This is a genomic window from Phenylobacterium sp. (genome assembly GCF_046290725.1).
Classification (GTDB): Bacteria; Pseudomonadota; Alphaproteobacteria; order Caulobacterales; family Caulobacteraceae; genus Phenylobacterium.
The window spans coordinates 1,981,588-1,995,486 of record NZ_JBKBUH010000001.1 but is presented as its reverse complement, the minus strand read 5'-3'; the positions used below and the strand labels follow the sequence as shown (position 1 = coordinate 1,995,486).

Sequence of the window (13,899 nt, the reverse complement as noted above, 5' to 3'; positions counted from 1 at the left end):
TCAGTCGCCTGCAGCCCAGATCTCCGCCGCCAGCTCCTTGGCGTGGCGGTCGAGATCGCGCTCGTTGAGGCCGTGGACGGCCAGGAAGGGGCGGCCCAGCTTCTCCAGCTGGGCGTTGACCAGGCGCGCCTTCAGCACCCAGGTCTCGCGGTCGGCGTGGCGCCGATCGATCTGCTGCGACCAGCCGGCGCGCTCCGCCATCGCCTTCAGGGCCTCGACAAGGCGGTAGCCCTGCGACTGGTCGGCCCACTGCAGCCGGTCTACGCCGAGCTGGCGGCGGCCGAAGGCCTCCAGGGCGCGCTCGGAGGGGTCGCGGACGACGCCCAGCTGGTGGAGCGAGATCCAGAGCGCCCGGGCCTTCTTCGCCACCGGATGGTCGGCGGGCCGGCGGGCGCGCTTCAGATCGGGCGCCGCACCCGTTCTCACCGCCGGCGCCGCCGGCTTCCAGCCCAGGCGGCGATACTCGTCCAGCACCGCGGCGAGCTGGGCGTCGGTGCAGTCCGCCGAGGAGCGGTGGCGGGTGACGCGCTCCAGGATGTCCCGGCGCGTCTCCTCGTCCAGGCGCAACTCCTTCGCGCCGAGATGCACCTTGGCCAACAGAGCACGGCGGTGGCCGTCGAGGACGCGGGCGGGAGCGGTCATCGCCTGCGGCTCCTAGCCTGGCCTGATCCATAGCGCCGGGCCTGATCGTCGAGGGCGAGGCGTCTTCCCTCGGCCATCTCTTCTTCCCGGCGGCGGGCGGCTTCGGCGGCCGCGGCGTCATCGGCCCGCTGCCGCGCCCAGAGGCGGTGCATCGCGTAGCTGACGTGAGAGCCCGGGGGGCACACGGCGTCGTCGGTCATGCCGCCCTCCCCGGCGAGACGATGGAGAAGTTGATGCGCATGTTCTCCGACGCGATCTGGAACGCGCCGGCCGGCGTCAGGACTGCGCGGGTGGTGAAGACGATGGTCCGGCCCTGAATGTCCTTGAACCGGGCCTGGAAGGTGTAGCTGCGGCGGTTGCGAGCCACCCTGACGGTGGCCGGCGGCGTCAGGTCGTCAGCGGCGAGCCGGAAGAAGGCGCGGAACTCCGGCGACCACGGCATCGTCCCGGTTTGGCGCTTGCCGCCGGTCTTCGCGCGGCGGGCGGTCACGTGCGGACCTCCGGCATGGCGTCATGGGTGCGGCCGTCGAGCAGGCGGCCCGCCCAGCGCTTGCCGAGCCGCCATGCCACCTGACCGTCCGGGAAGTCATGCTCCTGTACGTTTTCTTCGAACCAAACCGTGTCGGGAGGAGCCTGATCCTCGGTGACCCACGAGCCCCACTGCTTGAAGAAGAATGCGACGCCGGCGACATCGCAGTCCTCGCGGATCTGGCGCGCCCATTCGGGGTGCATCGGCCGCGGGCCGTTCTCGCCGCCCACGATGGCCCAATCGATGCCACGCAACCAGCCTGCGGCGTGGATGGCGCTCAGCAGCGGCTCGAAGCTGATGAAGCGCACGGCGGCCGGGGTGCGCCGAAGAAAGGGCACGCGCTCCTCGAACCGCATCTGATCCTCGGCCGAGATGCCGAGCCAGACATTGCGAAGCGGCCAGGCCGTCTCCTCCAGCGCTCCGCCGTGGGTGCAGGTGACGTCGGCCGCCGCATCATCGATCCGCCGGGGCGCGATGCTCGGGTCGTCGCCCTGTGATTGGGCTTTCGCCTGAAGGCCCCTCATGTACGCGAGCATCCGGTCGGCCCGCTTCGTCAGCACCTGGAACGTGTGCTGCGGGCAGAGCGCCATGACGGCGAACACCCGGTCGATCCAAGCGTCGGGCACGCCTTCGGCGAACAGGTCGCCATGGGCGCAGACGAAGATCCGCCGCGGCCGGCGCCAACGCAGGGGCTGGTCGAGCCAGTCCTCGTTGAGCCGGACCTCGCCCGTCCACACGGGGCCGGCCTTGGTCACTCGAGTGAGGCCCTGGCGGGAGGGGTGATGCTGCAGCCGCGTGCCCGCCAGCTTCATGGCGTAGCAGTTGGTGCAGCCGGGAGAGACGACGCTGCAGCCGGTGACCGGGTTCCACGTCGCGTCGGTCCATTCAATGAGGCTTTGATCGGCCATCAGTGTTCGCTCCGGGATCGGGCCAGCTCGGCCTCCAGCTGCGCGACGCGCGTGCGGGCCAGGTCGAGTTCGTGGCGGATGAGGTAGATCGGCCGCCGCGTCGGGGAGGCGCCGGGAAGCTCTTCGAGGCCGAGGCGGTTCAGAGCCGCGTAGACGCGCAGCACCTCGCCCTCGTCGCCGGCTTCCAATCGCGCCTCCGCGCGGCGGGCGGCGTGAAGGATCGACGTGTGGTCGCGGCCGCCCAGGCGGCGGCCGAGGTTCGGCAGGGAGAGGTCCGGCCGGATCCGCCGGGCGAGCAGGCAGGTGGTCTGGCGCGGCTGGGCGTAAGCCTTCCAACGCCGCGGCCCCTCCAGGTCGGAGAGGCGCATCCCCGCGACGGCGGCGACCGCCCGCTTAATGCTCTCGAAGGAGATCTCGTGGGCCATCTCAGTCCTCCAGCCCATCAGTCCGGATGACGGTGACCACTTCGCCCGCGCGCAGCACCAGGTGGACGCCATAGGCGGGCACGTCGATGTAGATGGACGCGGGCGCCGTCTCGGCCGCCGGGTCGAAGCCGCCGGCGACGACAGCCTTGCGGATCTCTTCGCGGATCCGCTCGATGTCGGCCCCGACGACACGCTCCAGGTATCGCACCACGGCGTGGTCGGTGACCGACAGGAGGAGTTCGTCGGGGCCGGCCATGTCAGGCCGCCTTGCGGGCGCGGGGGCGCTCAGCGGCCGCCCGCATGTCGGCGACGGCGTCTTCGATCACCCGCCACTCGGCGTCGGTGACGTTCGCCTCGGCCCGGTGGTCGAGCCAGCGCCGGCCGACTTCGGCGATGGTCTCGCACTCGAAATCCGACAGGAGGTTGGCGTAGTGGCCCATCAGCGACGCGGCGCTGATCAGGGCGAATTGCTGCGACTTGGAGAGGGCCATCAGGCGGCTCCGACGAAGAGGGTCCAAAGGGCGCGGCCCCCCACGATCAGCCCGGCCCAGATGACCAGGTTGGCGACTAGGGCCACCTGGACGCGCCAGTTGCGCAGCCAGGGCGTGAAGGTGCGGGGGGCCGGGGCGAGCATCAGGCGGCGGCCACATCGATGGAGACGGCCTCCCAGGGATCGGTGGGGCGGGCGCGACGGTAGAACCGCACGTACTCCTTCGATCCCTCGATCCGGATGCTGTCGCGGATCGCGCGCATGGCGGTCTGCCAGCGCTCGTCCTGGATGTCGTGGCGCAGCAGGGTGAACAGCTCCGAGGGGCTGACCTTGCCCTCCTGGTCGACGCTGAAGGCGCTCTGGACGATGGTCCGCAGGGCGGCGTTGGCGTCGGTCGCCCACTCGTTGAGGCAGGCGTCGACCAGCTTCTTGGCCTCCTGCAGCTCCGGGCCGAAGACCACGCGGTCGGCGACCTGCACCTGCACCTTCATGAGCCCGTCGAAGGTGGTCAGGGTGACGTTGCCCTTCGGCCCGCCACGGGTGGTTCCGTACTCCTGCGAGAGGATGTCCTGGAAGGCGGCGACGTCCTGCAGCGTGTGCCGCTTGAAGCGTGCGATCTGATCGGCGAGCGGCTTGGCGTAGCCGAGGATCTTGCGGACCGTCTCGTCCATGAGCTTGTCGGCCGGACGAATGCTCTCGACCGGCACCAGCGCGCCCTTGTGGTTGCGCATGTAGGTCTGACCTTCGATCTCGAAGGTGCCGGGCTCGAACGTCTCCGAGACGGCGCGGGCCAGCTCGGCGGTGGGGGTGGCTTGGGTGATCAATGGAAGGCTCCGAGGATCTTGGACGCCAGGCCCTTTGCTCCGGCGTCGGGTTTGTCTGAGAGGAAGGCGGCCCGCGCGGCGGCCTGCTGGAGGCCCTGCTGCGCGGCGACATCGTGGCGGTGCACGAAGGGCTCCGGCGCTCCGGAGAAGGCGCTCAGTAACGAGCGCCAGAGCCCTCCGCGGCGGCGGCTCATCTCCGCCCCCCGTTGATCACGTGGAACGGGGGCAGATCGGCCGGGGCGGCGTCCTGGCCCATCACCTGGTCGAAGCCGGCCTCCACGGCGTCGAGCAGCCGGTAGAGTTCGCCGGGCGTCAGCACCCCGGCGCGTGCCTGGGAGCGGATCTGGCGGGCGGCGGAGCGGGCGTTGCGGACTTGATCGAGCGAGTTCACTGATCGTTCCTCCTTGCGGATTAGCGGGTACGGCCGAGGCCGGAGAGCTGGGCGAAAGCGCCCTTCAGATGTTCGAGCGAGAGGGCGTCGCCGGCGCCGCGCGCGGCCAGCAGGGCGGCCTCCATCGTCATCTCGATGTTGCGAAGGCCGCCGGCCCTGGAGGCGATGTCGACGCAGTAGGCGACCTCGGCCTCGCTGATGATCTCACCGTTCGCATCGGCCCAGGCGCGGGCCAACGCCGCGGCGTCGACCGGGTCCGGCGAGACGATCCAGCGGCGTTGCGCGAAGCGGCTGGAGACCTGCGCGAAGGCCGCCTTGCCGCCGGTGGTGCCGACGCGGGTCCAAGCCGTCTCGTTGCCCAGCAGCGCCACGCCGATGGGGGCGCCGCGTTCACGCGTGCGGTCGTTGAGCGCCCGCAGGGCTTCGATGGCTTGTTCGGAGAGGTGTTGAGCCTCGTCCACGATGATCAGGCCCTTGGCCTCGACCGCGATGTCGCAGACCCGGCGCATCAGCTGCTGGGGCGTGCCCTTGATCTCCGATACGCCCATGGCCGCCAGAACCTCCAGCAGCATGGTCGGAACGCCGCCGGTGGAGGGGTCCATGGCCGTGTACCAGGTGCGCGGGAAGTCCTCCCGGAACTGGCGCGCGCTGGCGGTCTTCGAGACGCCGGGCGAGCCGGCGATCATCACCATGCGCCCGGTCTCGCGGGCGTAGGTGAGCGCCATGGCGATCTTCCGCGAGCCGGTCAGCGGCATGTAGGCCGGCGCCTTCGGCAGCTGCCGGCGCATCTCGGCCGCCTGTTCGCGGGCGCGGAGCCACTTCGTCAGCTTGGCGGCGGTCGACGCCCGGCCCGCCTCGCTGGGATAGGTGCCGTTCAGATACTGGCTCAGCGTCGCCTGCGGGACGTCGGCCTGGCGGGCCAGGTCGGCCTGCGAGATCTTCTCCGCCGAAAGCACACCCTTGACCTGGGCGACCAGCGCCACGTGTTCGGCGTCGCTGAACTCGGTCTTGCCGGGATTGATGTTCATGGTACTCAAGCTCCTGTTCAGTTGCACTGTTGAGCCCGTCCGAGGTGGCAGCCCCGGGCGGGCTTTCTTCATCCGCGGCCGAGCACCGCGGCGACGCCGCGTTCCCAGCTCTCGTCGAAGTCGGTGGGGGCGCCGCCCAGCTCGGCGAGCTTGCGCGGGGCCTTGGGGACGAGGGCGACCACCTTCTCGTCCGGGGTGACGGGTTCGGGCGGGGCGACGCCGGCGACCTGGGCGGCCACGTCGCGGGCGGTCAGGCGACGCAGGGCGTGCGCCTGTTCCTTCTCGGCCCGCTTGAAGTCGCGGACCGCCTTCCGCTGCTCGCGGCCGTCCGCCAGGTTGTCGAAGCTGCCGGCTTCAAGCCGCTCCGCCCGGGCTAGCAGGCGCCCATCGAGGCTGTAGACGTAGGCCCCGAGATCCATCCGCTCGGGATCGAACCGGACCGTGACCTTCTGGCGCTTCAGGGCGCCCAGCTCCGGCGACCAGTAGCGGTGACCCTCGACCGCGACGGCGCCGCTGCGCGGATCCATCGAGACGGCCTTGGAAGCCAGCATGCAGAGACGCAGCTGGGCGTCGGTAAGACGCCGGATCGGCCGCCGCTCCAGCCCGGCCGCGAACACCTCGTCGAAGCTGCGGCCGTTCATGCCCATGCCGGTTCGGCCGACCTGGGCGTTGTAGTGGGCGATCTCGCGGCGGACGATGTGCTCGAACTCGGCGAAGGGCACCGCCCGCGAGCCATAGTTCTCCGGCTTGGAGACGGGGTTGTGCCCGGTGTAGGCGCCCTCGAACTCCGCGCGCTTGGCGATGTCGTGAGCGAAGTTGCGGAAGGACCGCTCGATGGGCTTGGCCTGGCCCCAATAGGGCGTGGCGAACAGCGCCTTGACGCCCAGGGTCTTCAGGAGGCCGGCCGGCTCCTCCTCGGGCGTCTTGCCCCAGCGCAGGCGCGCCAGGCCGCCGGAGATCGCCTTGGCGGCGTTCTCCCGGCCGTTGTCCATGATCAGCGTCTCGCAGAGCCCGAACTCTCGGAAGGTGTCTCCGAGCGCCAGGCGCACCAGGTGGTGGTTCAGCGTCAGGTCGAAGCGGATCGCCAGGATCTTGCCGCTGGCGACGTCCTGGACCGCCAGCGAGAGCGGCCGGGATATCGTCCCGCCGGGCCATTCCACCCGGATGTCCCAGGTGTGGCCGTCCAGGTTCAGCACCTGCATCGGCGCGATGCTGGAGCGGTCGCGCTCGCGGTGCGGGAAGGCGTGGCTGAGCGCGCTGTCGCCCTCGCGCAGATAGGTCTGGACGTTCGGCGGGATCTCGGCGTCCAGGCGGCGCTGCAGGGTCTTCGCCGAAGGGACGCGCCACCCGCGCTCGGCGGCGACGCGCTGGAGGTTGCGGTAGCAGCTGGCGTGCGTCGGCTTGGACTGCCGCAGATAGTCGCCCTTGTAGAACTCCCAGGCGTCCTGATCGCAGTCGGCCATCACGGTCCGGCCGGTCCAGTCGGGGACGAGGTAGGCCGCCCGATCCTCCGGCGCGACGCCGGCGATCCGCGCGAACCACCCGTGCACCGTGCTGCTGGACAGGCCGTCGCCGGCGCCGGTCAGGCGCGCCTCGCGGATGGAGGCCGAGACGACATAGTCGATGGCCGCGGTCTTGCGCATGCCCTGGCGGACCATGGCCTCGACGGCTTCGATCACGTCGAGCCGGCGCTGGGCCTGGGTCCTGACCGCCTCCGGGGCGGTCTCCCACCGCGCCCAGGCGGTGTCCCGATCCGGCCGCTCGACCTGGCGCTCGTCGTCCAGCATCAGCGCTGCGCGGGCCACTTCCGGCAGCAGGCTCAGGTGGTACTCGAGTCCGCCGCCGCGGCCTTGCCTCTTGCGGGCGAGGCGCCCGAGCTGGGGATGACCCCGGTGCTCCCATCCCTCGCGGGCGGCGAGCTTCAGGAGCCCCATCTTCGTGGCCGGCAGGCCCGGCAGCGCCATGGCCGCCAGTTCGCCCGCCGAGAACCATTCCTGGACCTTGCCTCCGACGACCATGCTTACGACCGCCCCCGCGGCTTACGGAACTGTGTCTGGAATGGCGCGGCCTCGCGGTGCGCGCGGGCCTTGCGCTTCAGCTGCTCGATCTGCTTCTCGATCAGCGCGGCCTCGGCCAGGTGGGCCTCTTCACCCTCCAGGACGATCAGTCCCTCGTCCTTCAGGATGAAGTCCCAGAGCCAGTTGCAGCCGGTCGCCCTCACGAAGGCGATCCAGCGAACGATGCTGATCGTGTGGCTGGTGCGGCTCTCGGCCGTGTAGGCGTAGAGCTGGGCCTTGGTGACCTCGTCGTCGCCCAGCAGCTCGCTCATCTCGGCGGCCACGACCGCGGCGCCCTTGCCGCATGTCCGCAGGGCCTCGCCCATCGCGACGGCGATGGCGCGCTTCATGTCCAGCGCCCGCGGCAGGTCCGAGGGCGCCCGGACCGGGAAGTAGGTTCCCTCGAAGAGATCGCCGGTGCGGTTGTCGCCGCGCGCCTTAGCCACGGTCGGCCTCCGTCACGCTCCAGCCGTCCGGCAGCTTCCGGCCGGCCAGGTCGTTGAGGATCGCCGCCCGGGCCGAGGTGGAGGCCGAGCCCCAGAGCTTTCGAAAGGTCTTCAGAACCTCGTCGGTGGGCGTTTGAACAGGTGTCGAAGGCGCGTTGCCGGCGGCGGCGGCGCGGGCGTCCGCCACGTTCTTCGCGGCGCCGGAGAGGATCAGCTCGGCCACCTTGGCCTGCTCTTTACGGTCGCCGATGGCCGCGAGCTGCCTCAGGAGGCCCTCGTTCCGAGCGAGCGGGGTGCCCCGCATCTGCGCGCGAAGGTCGGCAGGAAGGTTGGAGACCGTGCTGAAGGCGGCGCGGACGGTGCGCTCCGAGAGGCCGACGTCCGCCGCGGTCTCCGCTGCGAACCCCATGGTCTGGGGCGCCCCGCCGGATAATTCGGCAAACTTTGCCGAATTTGAGGGGCGCCCCCTCTTCGGCATGGCCTGGCCATCGGCTTGCGCCACCCGCTCCGGGAACCGGCGGCGCCAGACGGCGAACCGCTCGACGATCATCTCGCCGCGTTCGAGCGGGGTGAGCCCGCGCCGGATAAGGTTTTCGTCGATCTCGATCTGCAACGCCTCGTCGTCAGAGAGGACGCGGATCGTCGCCGGGATGGTCTGCCGGCCAAGGCCCTTCATCGCCGCGAGGCGGTGGGCGCCGGCCACCAGTTCGTACCGGGGGCCGAGGTCGTCGTCGGGCAGCGGGCGCACCAGGACCGCGCCAAACCAGCCGGTCTCCTGGATGGAGACCTGAAGGTTGGCCACGGCCGCGGGATCGACGGGGCGAAGGCGGGGGGCGACCATGATGCTCTTGATTGGGAGCATCTGGACCGCGGCGGCTTCCATGCGGGCGGCCATGTCTAACGCGCCCCCGCGTTTTGACGGTGCGCCGCACCACGATTGCGAATATTCTCATCACGAACGTGACGAGACCGGCGGCGCTCTCCCTCCTTGGAGTAGCGATCCGGCCACAGCTGATGGAGAGGCACCCCGAGGAACTCAGAGATCACCAGGTCGGAGGTCGGCTGGGGACGGCGAAGCGAGGCGCGGCAGGCGCTCTCGCAAAGTCCGTTCTGGAGCGACAAGGCTTTGAGCGAGGTGCCGCGCTTGCGGATCGCCGCCTTGATGTCCTCTGCGTGCCAGGCCTTCGTCATCGCCAACGTGCTCATTTCATCACTTTCGTGATGTAGCATCGAAAGCGAGATCGAAGTCAAGAGTTCCCGTGGTGGGAGAGCACCATGGACGGCGTAGTCGATCCGAATTTCGATATGCAGGGGTTCGCTCAGCGAGCGCGGGAAGCCATGTTTCCGGAGAAGATCACTGCATTCGCCCAGCGCGTCGGTCTGCCGCAGGCGACCGTCTCCAAGATCATGTCCGGAGGCAGCGTCGCCGGGCCTCGCCTCGACATCGCCGCCAAGATCGCCGAGGGGCTGGGCGTCAGTCTCGACTGGCTCGCCTTCGGCCGTGGCGATGGGCCGTCGACCGAATCAGTGCTCCGGGTTCCGCGCTATGACGTCCACCTGGCCGCCGGCGCTGGCGCCTGGAACGAGGGACGGGTGGAGGTCGAGCACATCCCGGTCACCTTGAGCTTCCTTCAGCAGCAGTTCGGGCGGACAACGGCCACAGGGCTGGCCGTCCTGACCGCCCGCGGCGACTCCATGGAGCCGACGATCAAGGACAAGGGCCTTGTGGTGATCGACCAGGGGGTCACTGAGCTGTTCGACGACGTGTTCGCCTTCGTGTTGGCCGGCGAGGCCCGCGTGAAGCGCTTCCGCCGGCTGACGGATGGGCTCATGCTGATTTCCGACAACGAAGACTATCCGCCGGAGACCGTGAAGGGCTCGGACATGGAGCGCCTGCAGATCATCGGCCAGGTGCTCGGCGTCCTGCAGGCGATCTAGGAGGCGACCATGACCGAGATCACAAACCGCGAAGCCGCCGCGCGAGGGGATGAGCCAGACCTGGGCAAGATCTTCGGCTGGCTCCTCTTCGCCGCCGGCCTGGCGCTCGTCGCCTGGGCGTTCGTCATGGACCCTTCGGTGGAGACCGGCCTCTCCGGCGGCCTGGAGCGGATCAACAACGTCGGCCGGCTGAACCACCAGCTGATGGTGGCCATCGTGGGCTCGGCCTTCGTGGTCGCCGGCTCGATCTTCGCCAGCCGGCGCTGATCCGAACGGCCAGTTCCCAGTTTACGGTTCGGGCGGGCGTCAAGCCCGCCCTTTTTCGTGCCCGCGGATGCTAAGCGCCTGTTCTGACGTAGAAATCGGCGAACCGTAAACTGTCGCCGATCTGGCATCTGGAGTTTACGGTTCACGGCCCCGCCGAGGTGGGGCTGGAGCGCCTCGTCCCCCCGCACCCAGGGGCCATCGCCACCGCCGCCCGTGCCGCCTTCGAGCGCGTTCAGGGCCTTATCCTTCAAGGCTTCGCCACACGCCGCCCGAACGGCCGGCGAACGCTCTTCGAACGGGCGAGCAATGTCTAATGGCGCAGCCGCCGTAGACTGTCTAAAACCGCCCTGCAGCGCCGCGACGGCCGATTTTTCGGGACAACTCGACGAAACCGCCCGCGCGCCGTTTTTGGAGCCCTAGCCGTTGCCCGATAAGGGTTTCATCCCGCCGTGTCCCGCATCATCCCGGACCATCCCGCCTCTCCAAGATCATGTGTCCAGGCACAGCGGCTGGGCGGCGGCTACGAAGTCGCGCCAAATCTGGGCCGGCAGGCCTCCGCCCACGGCGCGGCGCATGGGGCTGTTGTCGTCGTTGCCGATCCAGACGCCCACCACCAGGTCGCCCGCATAGCCGACGAAGAGGGCGTCGCGATAATCCTGGGTGGTGCCGGTCTTGCCATGGGCGCCGGAGACGCCGGCCGCCCGGCCGGTGCCCTGCGTCACCACCGCCCGCAGCAGGTCGCGCAGGGCCTCGCGCTCGCCGGCTGGCAGGACGCGCCGCTCGCCCGCCGGCGCTCGCCCGGCCAGGCCGTAGGGCCGGATCGGCGCCTCGCCCGCCGCCACGGCGGCATAGGCCGCCGTCAGCTCCAAGAGACTCATGGGCGAGGTGCCCAACGCCAAGGTCAGGTCGCGCGTGAGCGGCGCGCTCACCCCCATGTCGCGGGCCGCGCGGATTATCGGGTCCGTCCCCACTTCCCGCGCCAGCCGCACGGCCGCAACGTTGGAGGATCCGGCGAAGGCTCGCCGCAGGCTGATCGGCCGGCCGGCGTAGCGCGCCTCATGGTTTTCCGGCTCCCAATCGCCCACCTTGACGGGCGCGTCCAGGATCTCGCGATCGGGCGTCCAGCCCTGGCGGATCGCCGCCTGGTAGACGAAGAGCTTGAAGGCGGAGCCCGGCTGGCGCTGCGCGTCCACGGCGCGGTTGAACTGGCTCTGCGCATAGTCGCGCCCGCCGACCATCGCCACCACGCGCCCGTCCGTGCGCATGGCCACCAGCGCCGCCTGGCCGGCGTTCAGCGCGCCACCCTGCCGCGCCAGCGCCCGCTCTACGATCCGCTCGGCCTGGCTCTGCAGACGGCTGTCCAGGGTGGTGCGCGCCTCGATCTCTCCGAAGGCGCGATCGAAGCCGCGGCGAGCCTCGCGGGTGATCCAGTCGGCGAAATAGGTGCCCACCGGCAGGTCGGCGCGGCCTTCCCGCAGGCGGACGTTGCGGGCCGCTCGAGCCTGGGCCTCGCTGATGACGCCGGTCTCGACCATAGCGGCCAGCACCACCCGGGCCCGGGCCCGGGCCGCCGCCAGGTCCTCGGTGGGCGCGAGCCTCGAGGGCGCCTTGACCAGCCCCGCCAGCATGGCCGCCTCGCCGATGGAGAGGGCCTCGGGCTCCTTATCGAAATAGTGCCGGGCCGCAGCCCGCAGGCCGAACACACCATCGCCGAAATAGACCGCCGACAGGTAGCGGGAGAAGATCTCGTCCTTGGAGAGTCGGGCCTCCAGATAGAGCGCGATCAGCGCCTCCTGGGCCTTGCGTCGCCAGCTGCGCTCGTTGGACAGGAAGGCGTTCTTGGCGAGCTGCTGGGTGATGGTCGAACCGCCCTGAGCCACGCCGCCGGCCCGCAAATTGTCGCGCGCCGCCCGGGCGATGCCCGCAAGGTCCAGGCCGAAATGGCTGTAGAACCGCCGATCCTCGATGGCCAGGAAGGCTCCGGTCACGTGGCCGGGCAGCTCCTTCACCTCGACCGGCGCCTCCTTGTAGGCCCCCCGCCGGGCGAAAGGCCGTCCGTCGGAATCGGTCAGGACGAGGGTGGGCGTCGAAAGCGGCTCCAGCGCCCGCCCCAGCGGCAAAGCCCAGGTCAGGAACAGAAAGGCGGCGAGAAGCGCCAGCAGCGCCCCGCCGGCCGCCTGCCAACGCCGCCGCTTCCAGAAAGGCGTGGCGGCTGGCGGCTCGGGGCCCTCGTGCGGCGTCATGCAGGAAAACTCGGAAGGCGGCTTTGTTGGGCGGAAGCGCCCTCCTTAGCACGCCCCGCGCGCGCCGGAACCGAACAGGCGCGGCGGTGTTGGCGGAGACGAACCCCGAAGCTTCCAAACGCGAAGGAGCCGCCCCATGAGACCGCCTGCCGCGAGCCTAGCCCTTCTTCTTCTCCTGCCCGCCGCCGCCTGCCAGCGCCAGGCCGACACGCCGCCGGGCCAATCGGACGAGGCGACGGCCATCGCCGCCCAGCAGCCCACCGGCGGCGAACCGCAGAACCTGGAAGGCCAGGCCCGTGGGGCTTTGAGCGGCGGCCCCTCCGGCCAGACCCCGCCCTACGGCGCCGCCGGCGGCGTCGGGACCCAGATGGTCGAACAGCACAAGGGAACCCCGCCCTCGGCCGGGAACGACGACGGCGCGGTCAGCACCCAGCCCCCCGCCGCAAGCGCTTCGCCGCACTAGTCACGCAACGCTCCCCGGGGCCAAGGCGTTGGTTTGGCGGGAGGGACACCGCTCGGACCCAAGAGGAGATTTGGGATGAACAGCATTATCTATCTCGTCGGCCTTGTCGTCGTCGTCGGCGCCATTCTCGCCTTCGTGTTCTGACGCAAGGCCAGGCGCGGCGCGCCTTCGGGCCGCCTGCCGCGCCGGCGCCCCCCTTGAAGCAACACCCCGCCCGGGCCGTGTGATCGAAGCGTGAGCTTCGCCTATCGCGCCGAAAGCGTCAGGCTGGTCGGTCCTTCGGCGAAGCTGGCGCGCGCGAGGATCAGGGCGTACCGATCCATGGCCCGGGCGGCGGACTTGCGGCTGCACCAGCCGCGGAATTCGACTTCCAGCTCGCGGTTCGCCACGGCGTTGCGGCACACGGTGCGAGCCGCCGCGCGCACTTCATCACGCACGAGGTCGGCGCTCTTGCCGGCGAGCGGGATGCTGAGTTCGGTCGGGGCGCGGCCGCTGACCGCCAGTTCGTCAACGCTCTGGGCGTGGGCGAAAGCGCCGGGAACCGCCAGGGCGGCGGACGCAGCGAAGGCGGCGAGAGCCGTGCGGATGGCTTTGGGCGACATGGGATTCCTCCTCCGATGACAGAAGGAGGCTAACCCCGCGGGCGCCCGGCGCGATTGTCGCGGGTCAAGCTGCGTCTTGATCACCGGCGTCCGCGAGCTTGTTGCGATACGCCTCGCGGGCCGCCTTGAACCGCTCGAAGGGGAACTTGACCGGCACGCCTTCAAGGGCCGCGGCGAGCATGTCCAGATGCGCCTCCCAGCCGGCGGCCGAACGGGCGGCGTCTTCGCCCTCGGGAATGCGGAGAGTCAGCGATAGTCGGCAGCCGACCTCCGCCGGCTCAAGGCGCCCGCGCAACGGGCGCAGAGTCTCTTCGCCGGGCCCGCTCCAAGAATACTCCAGCAGATGGGTTGGATCACAGGCGCTCACCGCGGAATCGATAACGATCCCGCTATCGCCGAAGTCGAGCCTGGCCGCGCCTCCGAGGCGCAATTCGATGCGCCCGGGCGCCAGCCATTGGGGCAAAAGGGCCGGGTCGGTGAGGGCCCGCCAGACCGACTCCACGCCATGTTCGAACCGGCGTTCGAACCCGATCTCCACCAAGCCCTGGCCGGTGACGAACCGGGCGCCGAACTCCCCTTGCGCGTCCATGCGATCCTCCGTGAATGGGGTGCAAGCTTGGCACGGCCCGACTGCGCGGAGCTTGAT

The 13,899-nt window shown here is 70.2% G+C and carries 22 protein-coding genes; 3 read left to right on the top strand and 19 right to left on the bottom strand.

Annotated features, from left to right (window positions below; all coding sequences use genetic code 11):
- The 16 genes from ACK41C_RS10355 to ACK41C_RS10280 form a co-directional block, all read right to left on the bottom strand.
- Positions 1 to 642: a regulatory protein GemA gene (locus ACK41C_RS10355; RefSeq protein WP_409653427.1), complete on the bottom strand. Its 642-nt coding sequence runs from the start codon at positions 640 to 642 to the stop codon at positions 1 to 3.
- Positions 639 to 842, bottom strand: coding sequence for a hypothetical protein (locus ACK41C_RS10350; protein ID WP_409653425.1), 204 nt, complete (start codon positions 840 to 842; stop codon positions 639 to 641). The genes ACK41C_RS10355 and ACK41C_RS10350 overlap by 4 nt, the downstream gene beginning before the upstream one ends.
- On the bottom strand, positions 839 to 1,132 hold the full coding sequence (locus ACK41C_RS10345; RefSeq protein WP_409653422.1) for a hypothetical protein: 294 nt from the start codon (positions 1,130 to 1,132) through the stop codon (positions 839 to 841). The genes ACK41C_RS10350 and ACK41C_RS10345 overlap by 4 nt, the downstream gene beginning before the upstream one ends.
- Complete coding sequence (locus tag ACK41C_RS10340; RefSeq protein WP_409653419.1) at positions 1,129 to 2,079, bottom strand: DUF5131 family protein; 951 nt, start codon at positions 2,077 to 2,079, stop codon at positions 1,129 to 1,131. The genes ACK41C_RS10345 and ACK41C_RS10340 overlap by 4 nt, the downstream gene beginning before the upstream one ends.
- Positions 2,079 to 2,504, bottom strand: a complete 426-nt coding sequence (locus ACK41C_RS10335; RefSeq protein WP_409653416.1) for a helix-turn-helix domain-containing protein — start codon at positions 2,502 to 2,504, stop codon at positions 2,079 to 2,081. The genes ACK41C_RS10340 and ACK41C_RS10335 overlap by 1 nt, the downstream gene beginning before the upstream one ends.
- A 1-nt stretch (position 2,505) precedes the next feature.
- Positions 2,506 to 2,760: a hypothetical protein gene (locus ACK41C_RS10330; RefSeq protein ID WP_409653413.1), complete on the bottom strand. Its 255-nt coding sequence runs from the start codon at positions 2,758 to 2,760 to the stop codon at positions 2,506 to 2,508.
- 1 nt (position 2,761) lies between these two features.
- Positions 2,762 to 2,995, bottom strand: coding sequence for a hypothetical protein (locus ACK41C_RS10325; protein WP_409653411.1), 234 nt, complete (start codon positions 2,993 to 2,995; stop codon positions 2,762 to 2,764).
- Positions 2,995 to 3,138, bottom strand: coding sequence for a hypothetical protein (locus ACK41C_RS10320; RefSeq protein ID WP_409653409.1), 144 nt, complete (start codon positions 3,136 to 3,138; stop codon positions 2,995 to 2,997). Before ACK41C_RS10320 ends, ACK41C_RS10325 begins: the two co-directional genes overlap by 1 nt.
- On the bottom strand, positions 3,138 to 3,818 hold the full coding sequence (locus ACK41C_RS10315) for a DUF3164 family protein (RefSeq protein WP_409653408.1): 681 nt from the start codon (positions 3,816 to 3,818) through the stop codon (positions 3,138 to 3,140). The genes ACK41C_RS10320 and ACK41C_RS10315 overlap by 1 nt, the downstream gene beginning before the upstream one ends.
- The gene (locus ACK41C_RS10310) at positions 3,815 to 4,012 is read right to left on the bottom strand and encodes a hypothetical protein (RefSeq protein WP_409653406.1); all 198 of its coding nucleotides are present in this window, start codon (positions 4,010 to 4,012) and stop codon (positions 3,815 to 3,817) included. The genes ACK41C_RS10315 and ACK41C_RS10310 overlap by 4 nt, the downstream gene beginning before the upstream one ends.
- Positions 4,009 to 4,209 carry a hypothetical protein gene (locus ACK41C_RS10305; protein ID WP_409653404.1) on the bottom strand — a complete coding sequence of 67 codons (201 nt, stop codon included), beginning with the start codon at positions 4,207 to 4,209 and terminating at the stop codon, positions 4,009 to 4,011. The genes ACK41C_RS10310 and ACK41C_RS10305 overlap by 4 nt, the downstream gene beginning before the upstream one ends.
- A 20-nt stretch (positions 4,210 to 4,229) precedes the next feature.
- Complete coding sequence (locus ACK41C_RS10300; protein ID WP_409653402.1) at positions 4,230 to 5,237, bottom strand: AAA family ATPase; 1,008 nt, start codon at positions 5,235 to 5,237, stop codon at positions 4,230 to 4,232.
- Between the two features lie 68 nt (positions 5,238 to 5,305).
- Positions 5,306 to 7,255, bottom strand: coding sequence for a transposase domain-containing protein (locus tag ACK41C_RS10295; protein WP_409653400.1), 1,950 nt, complete (start codon positions 7,253 to 7,255; stop codon positions 5,306 to 5,308).
- A 2-nt stretch (positions 7,256 to 7,257) separates the two neighbouring features.
- Positions 7,258 to 7,740 carry a hypothetical protein gene (locus ACK41C_RS10290; RefSeq protein WP_409653398.1) on the bottom strand — a complete coding sequence of 161 codons (483 nt, stop codon included), beginning with the start codon at positions 7,738 to 7,740 and terminating at the stop codon, positions 7,258 to 7,260.
- Positions 7,733 to 8,635, bottom strand: coding sequence for a ParB/RepB/Spo0J family partition protein (locus ACK41C_RS10285; RefSeq protein ID WP_409653397.1), 903 nt, complete (start codon positions 8,633 to 8,635; stop codon positions 7,733 to 7,735). The genes ACK41C_RS10290 and ACK41C_RS10285 overlap by 8 nt, the downstream gene beginning before the upstream one ends.
- Positions 8,636 to 8,637: 2 nt before the next feature.
- A complete protein-coding gene (locus ACK41C_RS10280; protein WP_409653395.1) occupies positions 8,638 to 8,991 on the bottom strand; it encodes a helix-turn-helix domain-containing protein in 354 nt (117 codons plus the stop codon).
- Positions 8,992 to 9,015: 24 nt separating this feature from the next.
- Here ACK41C_RS10280 and ACK41C_RS10275 point away from each other — a divergent pair, with 24 nt between their 5' ends.
- Positions 9,016 to 9,678 (top strand): helix-turn-helix transcriptional regulator, encoded by a 663-nt coding sequence (locus ACK41C_RS10275; protein ID WP_409653393.1) that lies wholly within the window; start codon positions 9,016 to 9,018, stop codon positions 9,676 to 9,678.
- Positions 9,679 to 9,687: 9 nt separating this feature from the next.
- Positions 9,688 to 9,945, top strand: coding sequence for a hypothetical protein (locus ACK41C_RS10270; RefSeq protein WP_409653391.1), 258 nt, complete (start codon positions 9,688 to 9,690; stop codon positions 9,943 to 9,945).
- A gap of 488 nt (positions 9,946 to 10,433) precedes the next feature.
- Here ACK41C_RS10270 and ACK41C_RS10265 read toward each other — a convergent pair whose 3' ends face one another.
- The gene (locus ACK41C_RS10265) at positions 10,434 to 12,188 is read right to left on the bottom strand and encodes a transglycosylase domain-containing protein (RefSeq protein WP_409653389.1); all 1,755 of its coding nucleotides are present in this window, start codon (positions 12,186 to 12,188) and stop codon (positions 10,434 to 10,436) included.
- Between the two features lie 136 nt (positions 12,189 to 12,324).
- On the opposite strand from ACK41C_RS10265, the gene ACK41C_RS10260 reads away from it, so the two are divergent.
- Positions 12,325 to 12,651, top strand: a complete 327-nt coding sequence (locus ACK41C_RS10260) for a hypothetical protein (protein ID WP_409653387.1) — start codon at positions 12,325 to 12,327, stop codon at positions 12,649 to 12,651.
- Between the two features lie 245 nt (positions 12,652 to 12,896).
- Here the strand turns inward: ACK41C_RS10260 and ACK41C_RS10255 are convergent, their stop codons facing one another.
- Both ACK41C_RS10255 and ACK41C_RS10250 read right to left on the bottom strand, forming a co-directional pair.
- Positions 12,897 to 13,253 carry a hypothetical protein gene (locus ACK41C_RS10255; protein ID WP_409653385.1) on the bottom strand — a complete coding sequence of 119 codons (357 nt, stop codon included), beginning with the start codon at positions 13,251 to 13,253 and terminating at the stop codon, positions 12,897 to 12,899.
- A 64-nt stretch (positions 13,254 to 13,317) separates the two neighbouring features.
- Positions 13,318 to 13,842: an SRPBCC family protein gene (locus tag ACK41C_RS10250; protein ID WP_409653383.1), complete on the bottom strand. Its 525-nt coding sequence runs from the start codon at positions 13,840 to 13,842 to the stop codon at positions 13,318 to 13,320.
- Positions 13,843 to 13,899 lie beyond the last annotated feature (57 nt).

Coding starts and splice junctions, on each gene's coding strand:
- ACK41C_RS10355 (WP_409653427.1), bottom strand. CDS start 642: ATGACCGCTCCCGCCCGCGTCCTCGACGGCCACCGCCGTGCTCTGTTG.
- ACK41C_RS10350 (WP_409653425.1), bottom strand. CDS start 842: ATGACCGACGACGCCGTGTGCCCCCCGGGCTCTCACGTCAGCTACGCG.
- ACK41C_RS10340 (WP_409653419.1), bottom strand. CDS start 2,079: ATGGCCGATCAAAGCCTCATTGAATGGACCGACGCGACGTGGAACCCG.
- ACK41C_RS10335 (WP_409653416.1), bottom strand. CDS start 2,504: ATGGCCCACGAGATCTCCTTCGAGAGCATTAAGCGGGCGGTCGCCGCC.
- ACK41C_RS10330 (WP_409653413.1), bottom strand. CDS start 2,760: ATGGCCGGCCCCGACGAACTCCTCCTGTCGGTCACCGACCACGCCGTG.
- ACK41C_RS10325 (WP_409653411.1), bottom strand. CDS start 2,995: ATGGCCCTCTCCAAGTCGCAGCAATTCGCCCTGATCAGCGCCGCGTCG.
- ACK41C_RS10320 (WP_409653409.1), bottom strand. CDS start 3,138: ATGCTCGCCCCGGCCCCCCGCACCTTCACGCCCTGGCTGCGCAACTGG.
- ACK41C_RS10310 (WP_409653406.1), bottom strand. CDS start 4,012: ATGAGCCGCCGCCGCGGAGGGCTCTGGCGCTCGTTACTGAGCGCCTTC.
- ACK41C_RS10300 (WP_409653402.1), bottom strand. CDS start 5,237: ATGAACATCAATCCCGGCAAGACCGAGTTCAGCGACGCCGAACACGTG.
- ACK41C_RS10295 (WP_409653400.1), bottom strand. CDS start 7,255: ATGGTCGTCGGAGGCAAGGTCCAGGAATGGTTCTCGGCGGGCGAACTG.
- ACK41C_RS10285 (WP_409653397.1), bottom strand. CDS start 8,635: ATGGCCGCCCGCATGGAAGCCGCCGCGGTCCAGATGCTCCCAATCAAG.
- ACK41C_RS10275 (WP_409653393.1), top strand. CDS start 9,016: ATGGACGGCGTAGTCGATCCGAATTTCGATATGCAGGGGTTCGCTCAG.
- ACK41C_RS10270 (WP_409653391.1), top strand. CDS start 9,688: ATGACCGAGATCACAAACCGCGAAGCCGCCGCGCGAGGGGATGAGCCA.
- ACK41C_RS10265 (WP_409653389.1), bottom strand. CDS start 12,188: ATGACGCCGCACGAGGGCCCCGAGCCGCCAGCCGCCACGCCTTTCTGG.
- ACK41C_RS10260 (WP_409653387.1), top strand. CDS start 12,325: ATGAGACCGCCTGCCGCGAGCCTAGCCCTTCTTCTTCTCCTGCCCGCC.
- ACK41C_RS10255 (WP_409653385.1), bottom strand. CDS start 13,253: ATGTCGCCCAAAGCCATCCGCACGGCTCTCGCCGCCTTCGCTGCGTCC.
- ACK41C_RS10250 (WP_409653383.1), bottom strand. CDS start 13,842: ATGGACGCGCAAGGGGAGTTCGGCGCCCGGTTCGTCACCGGCCAGGGC.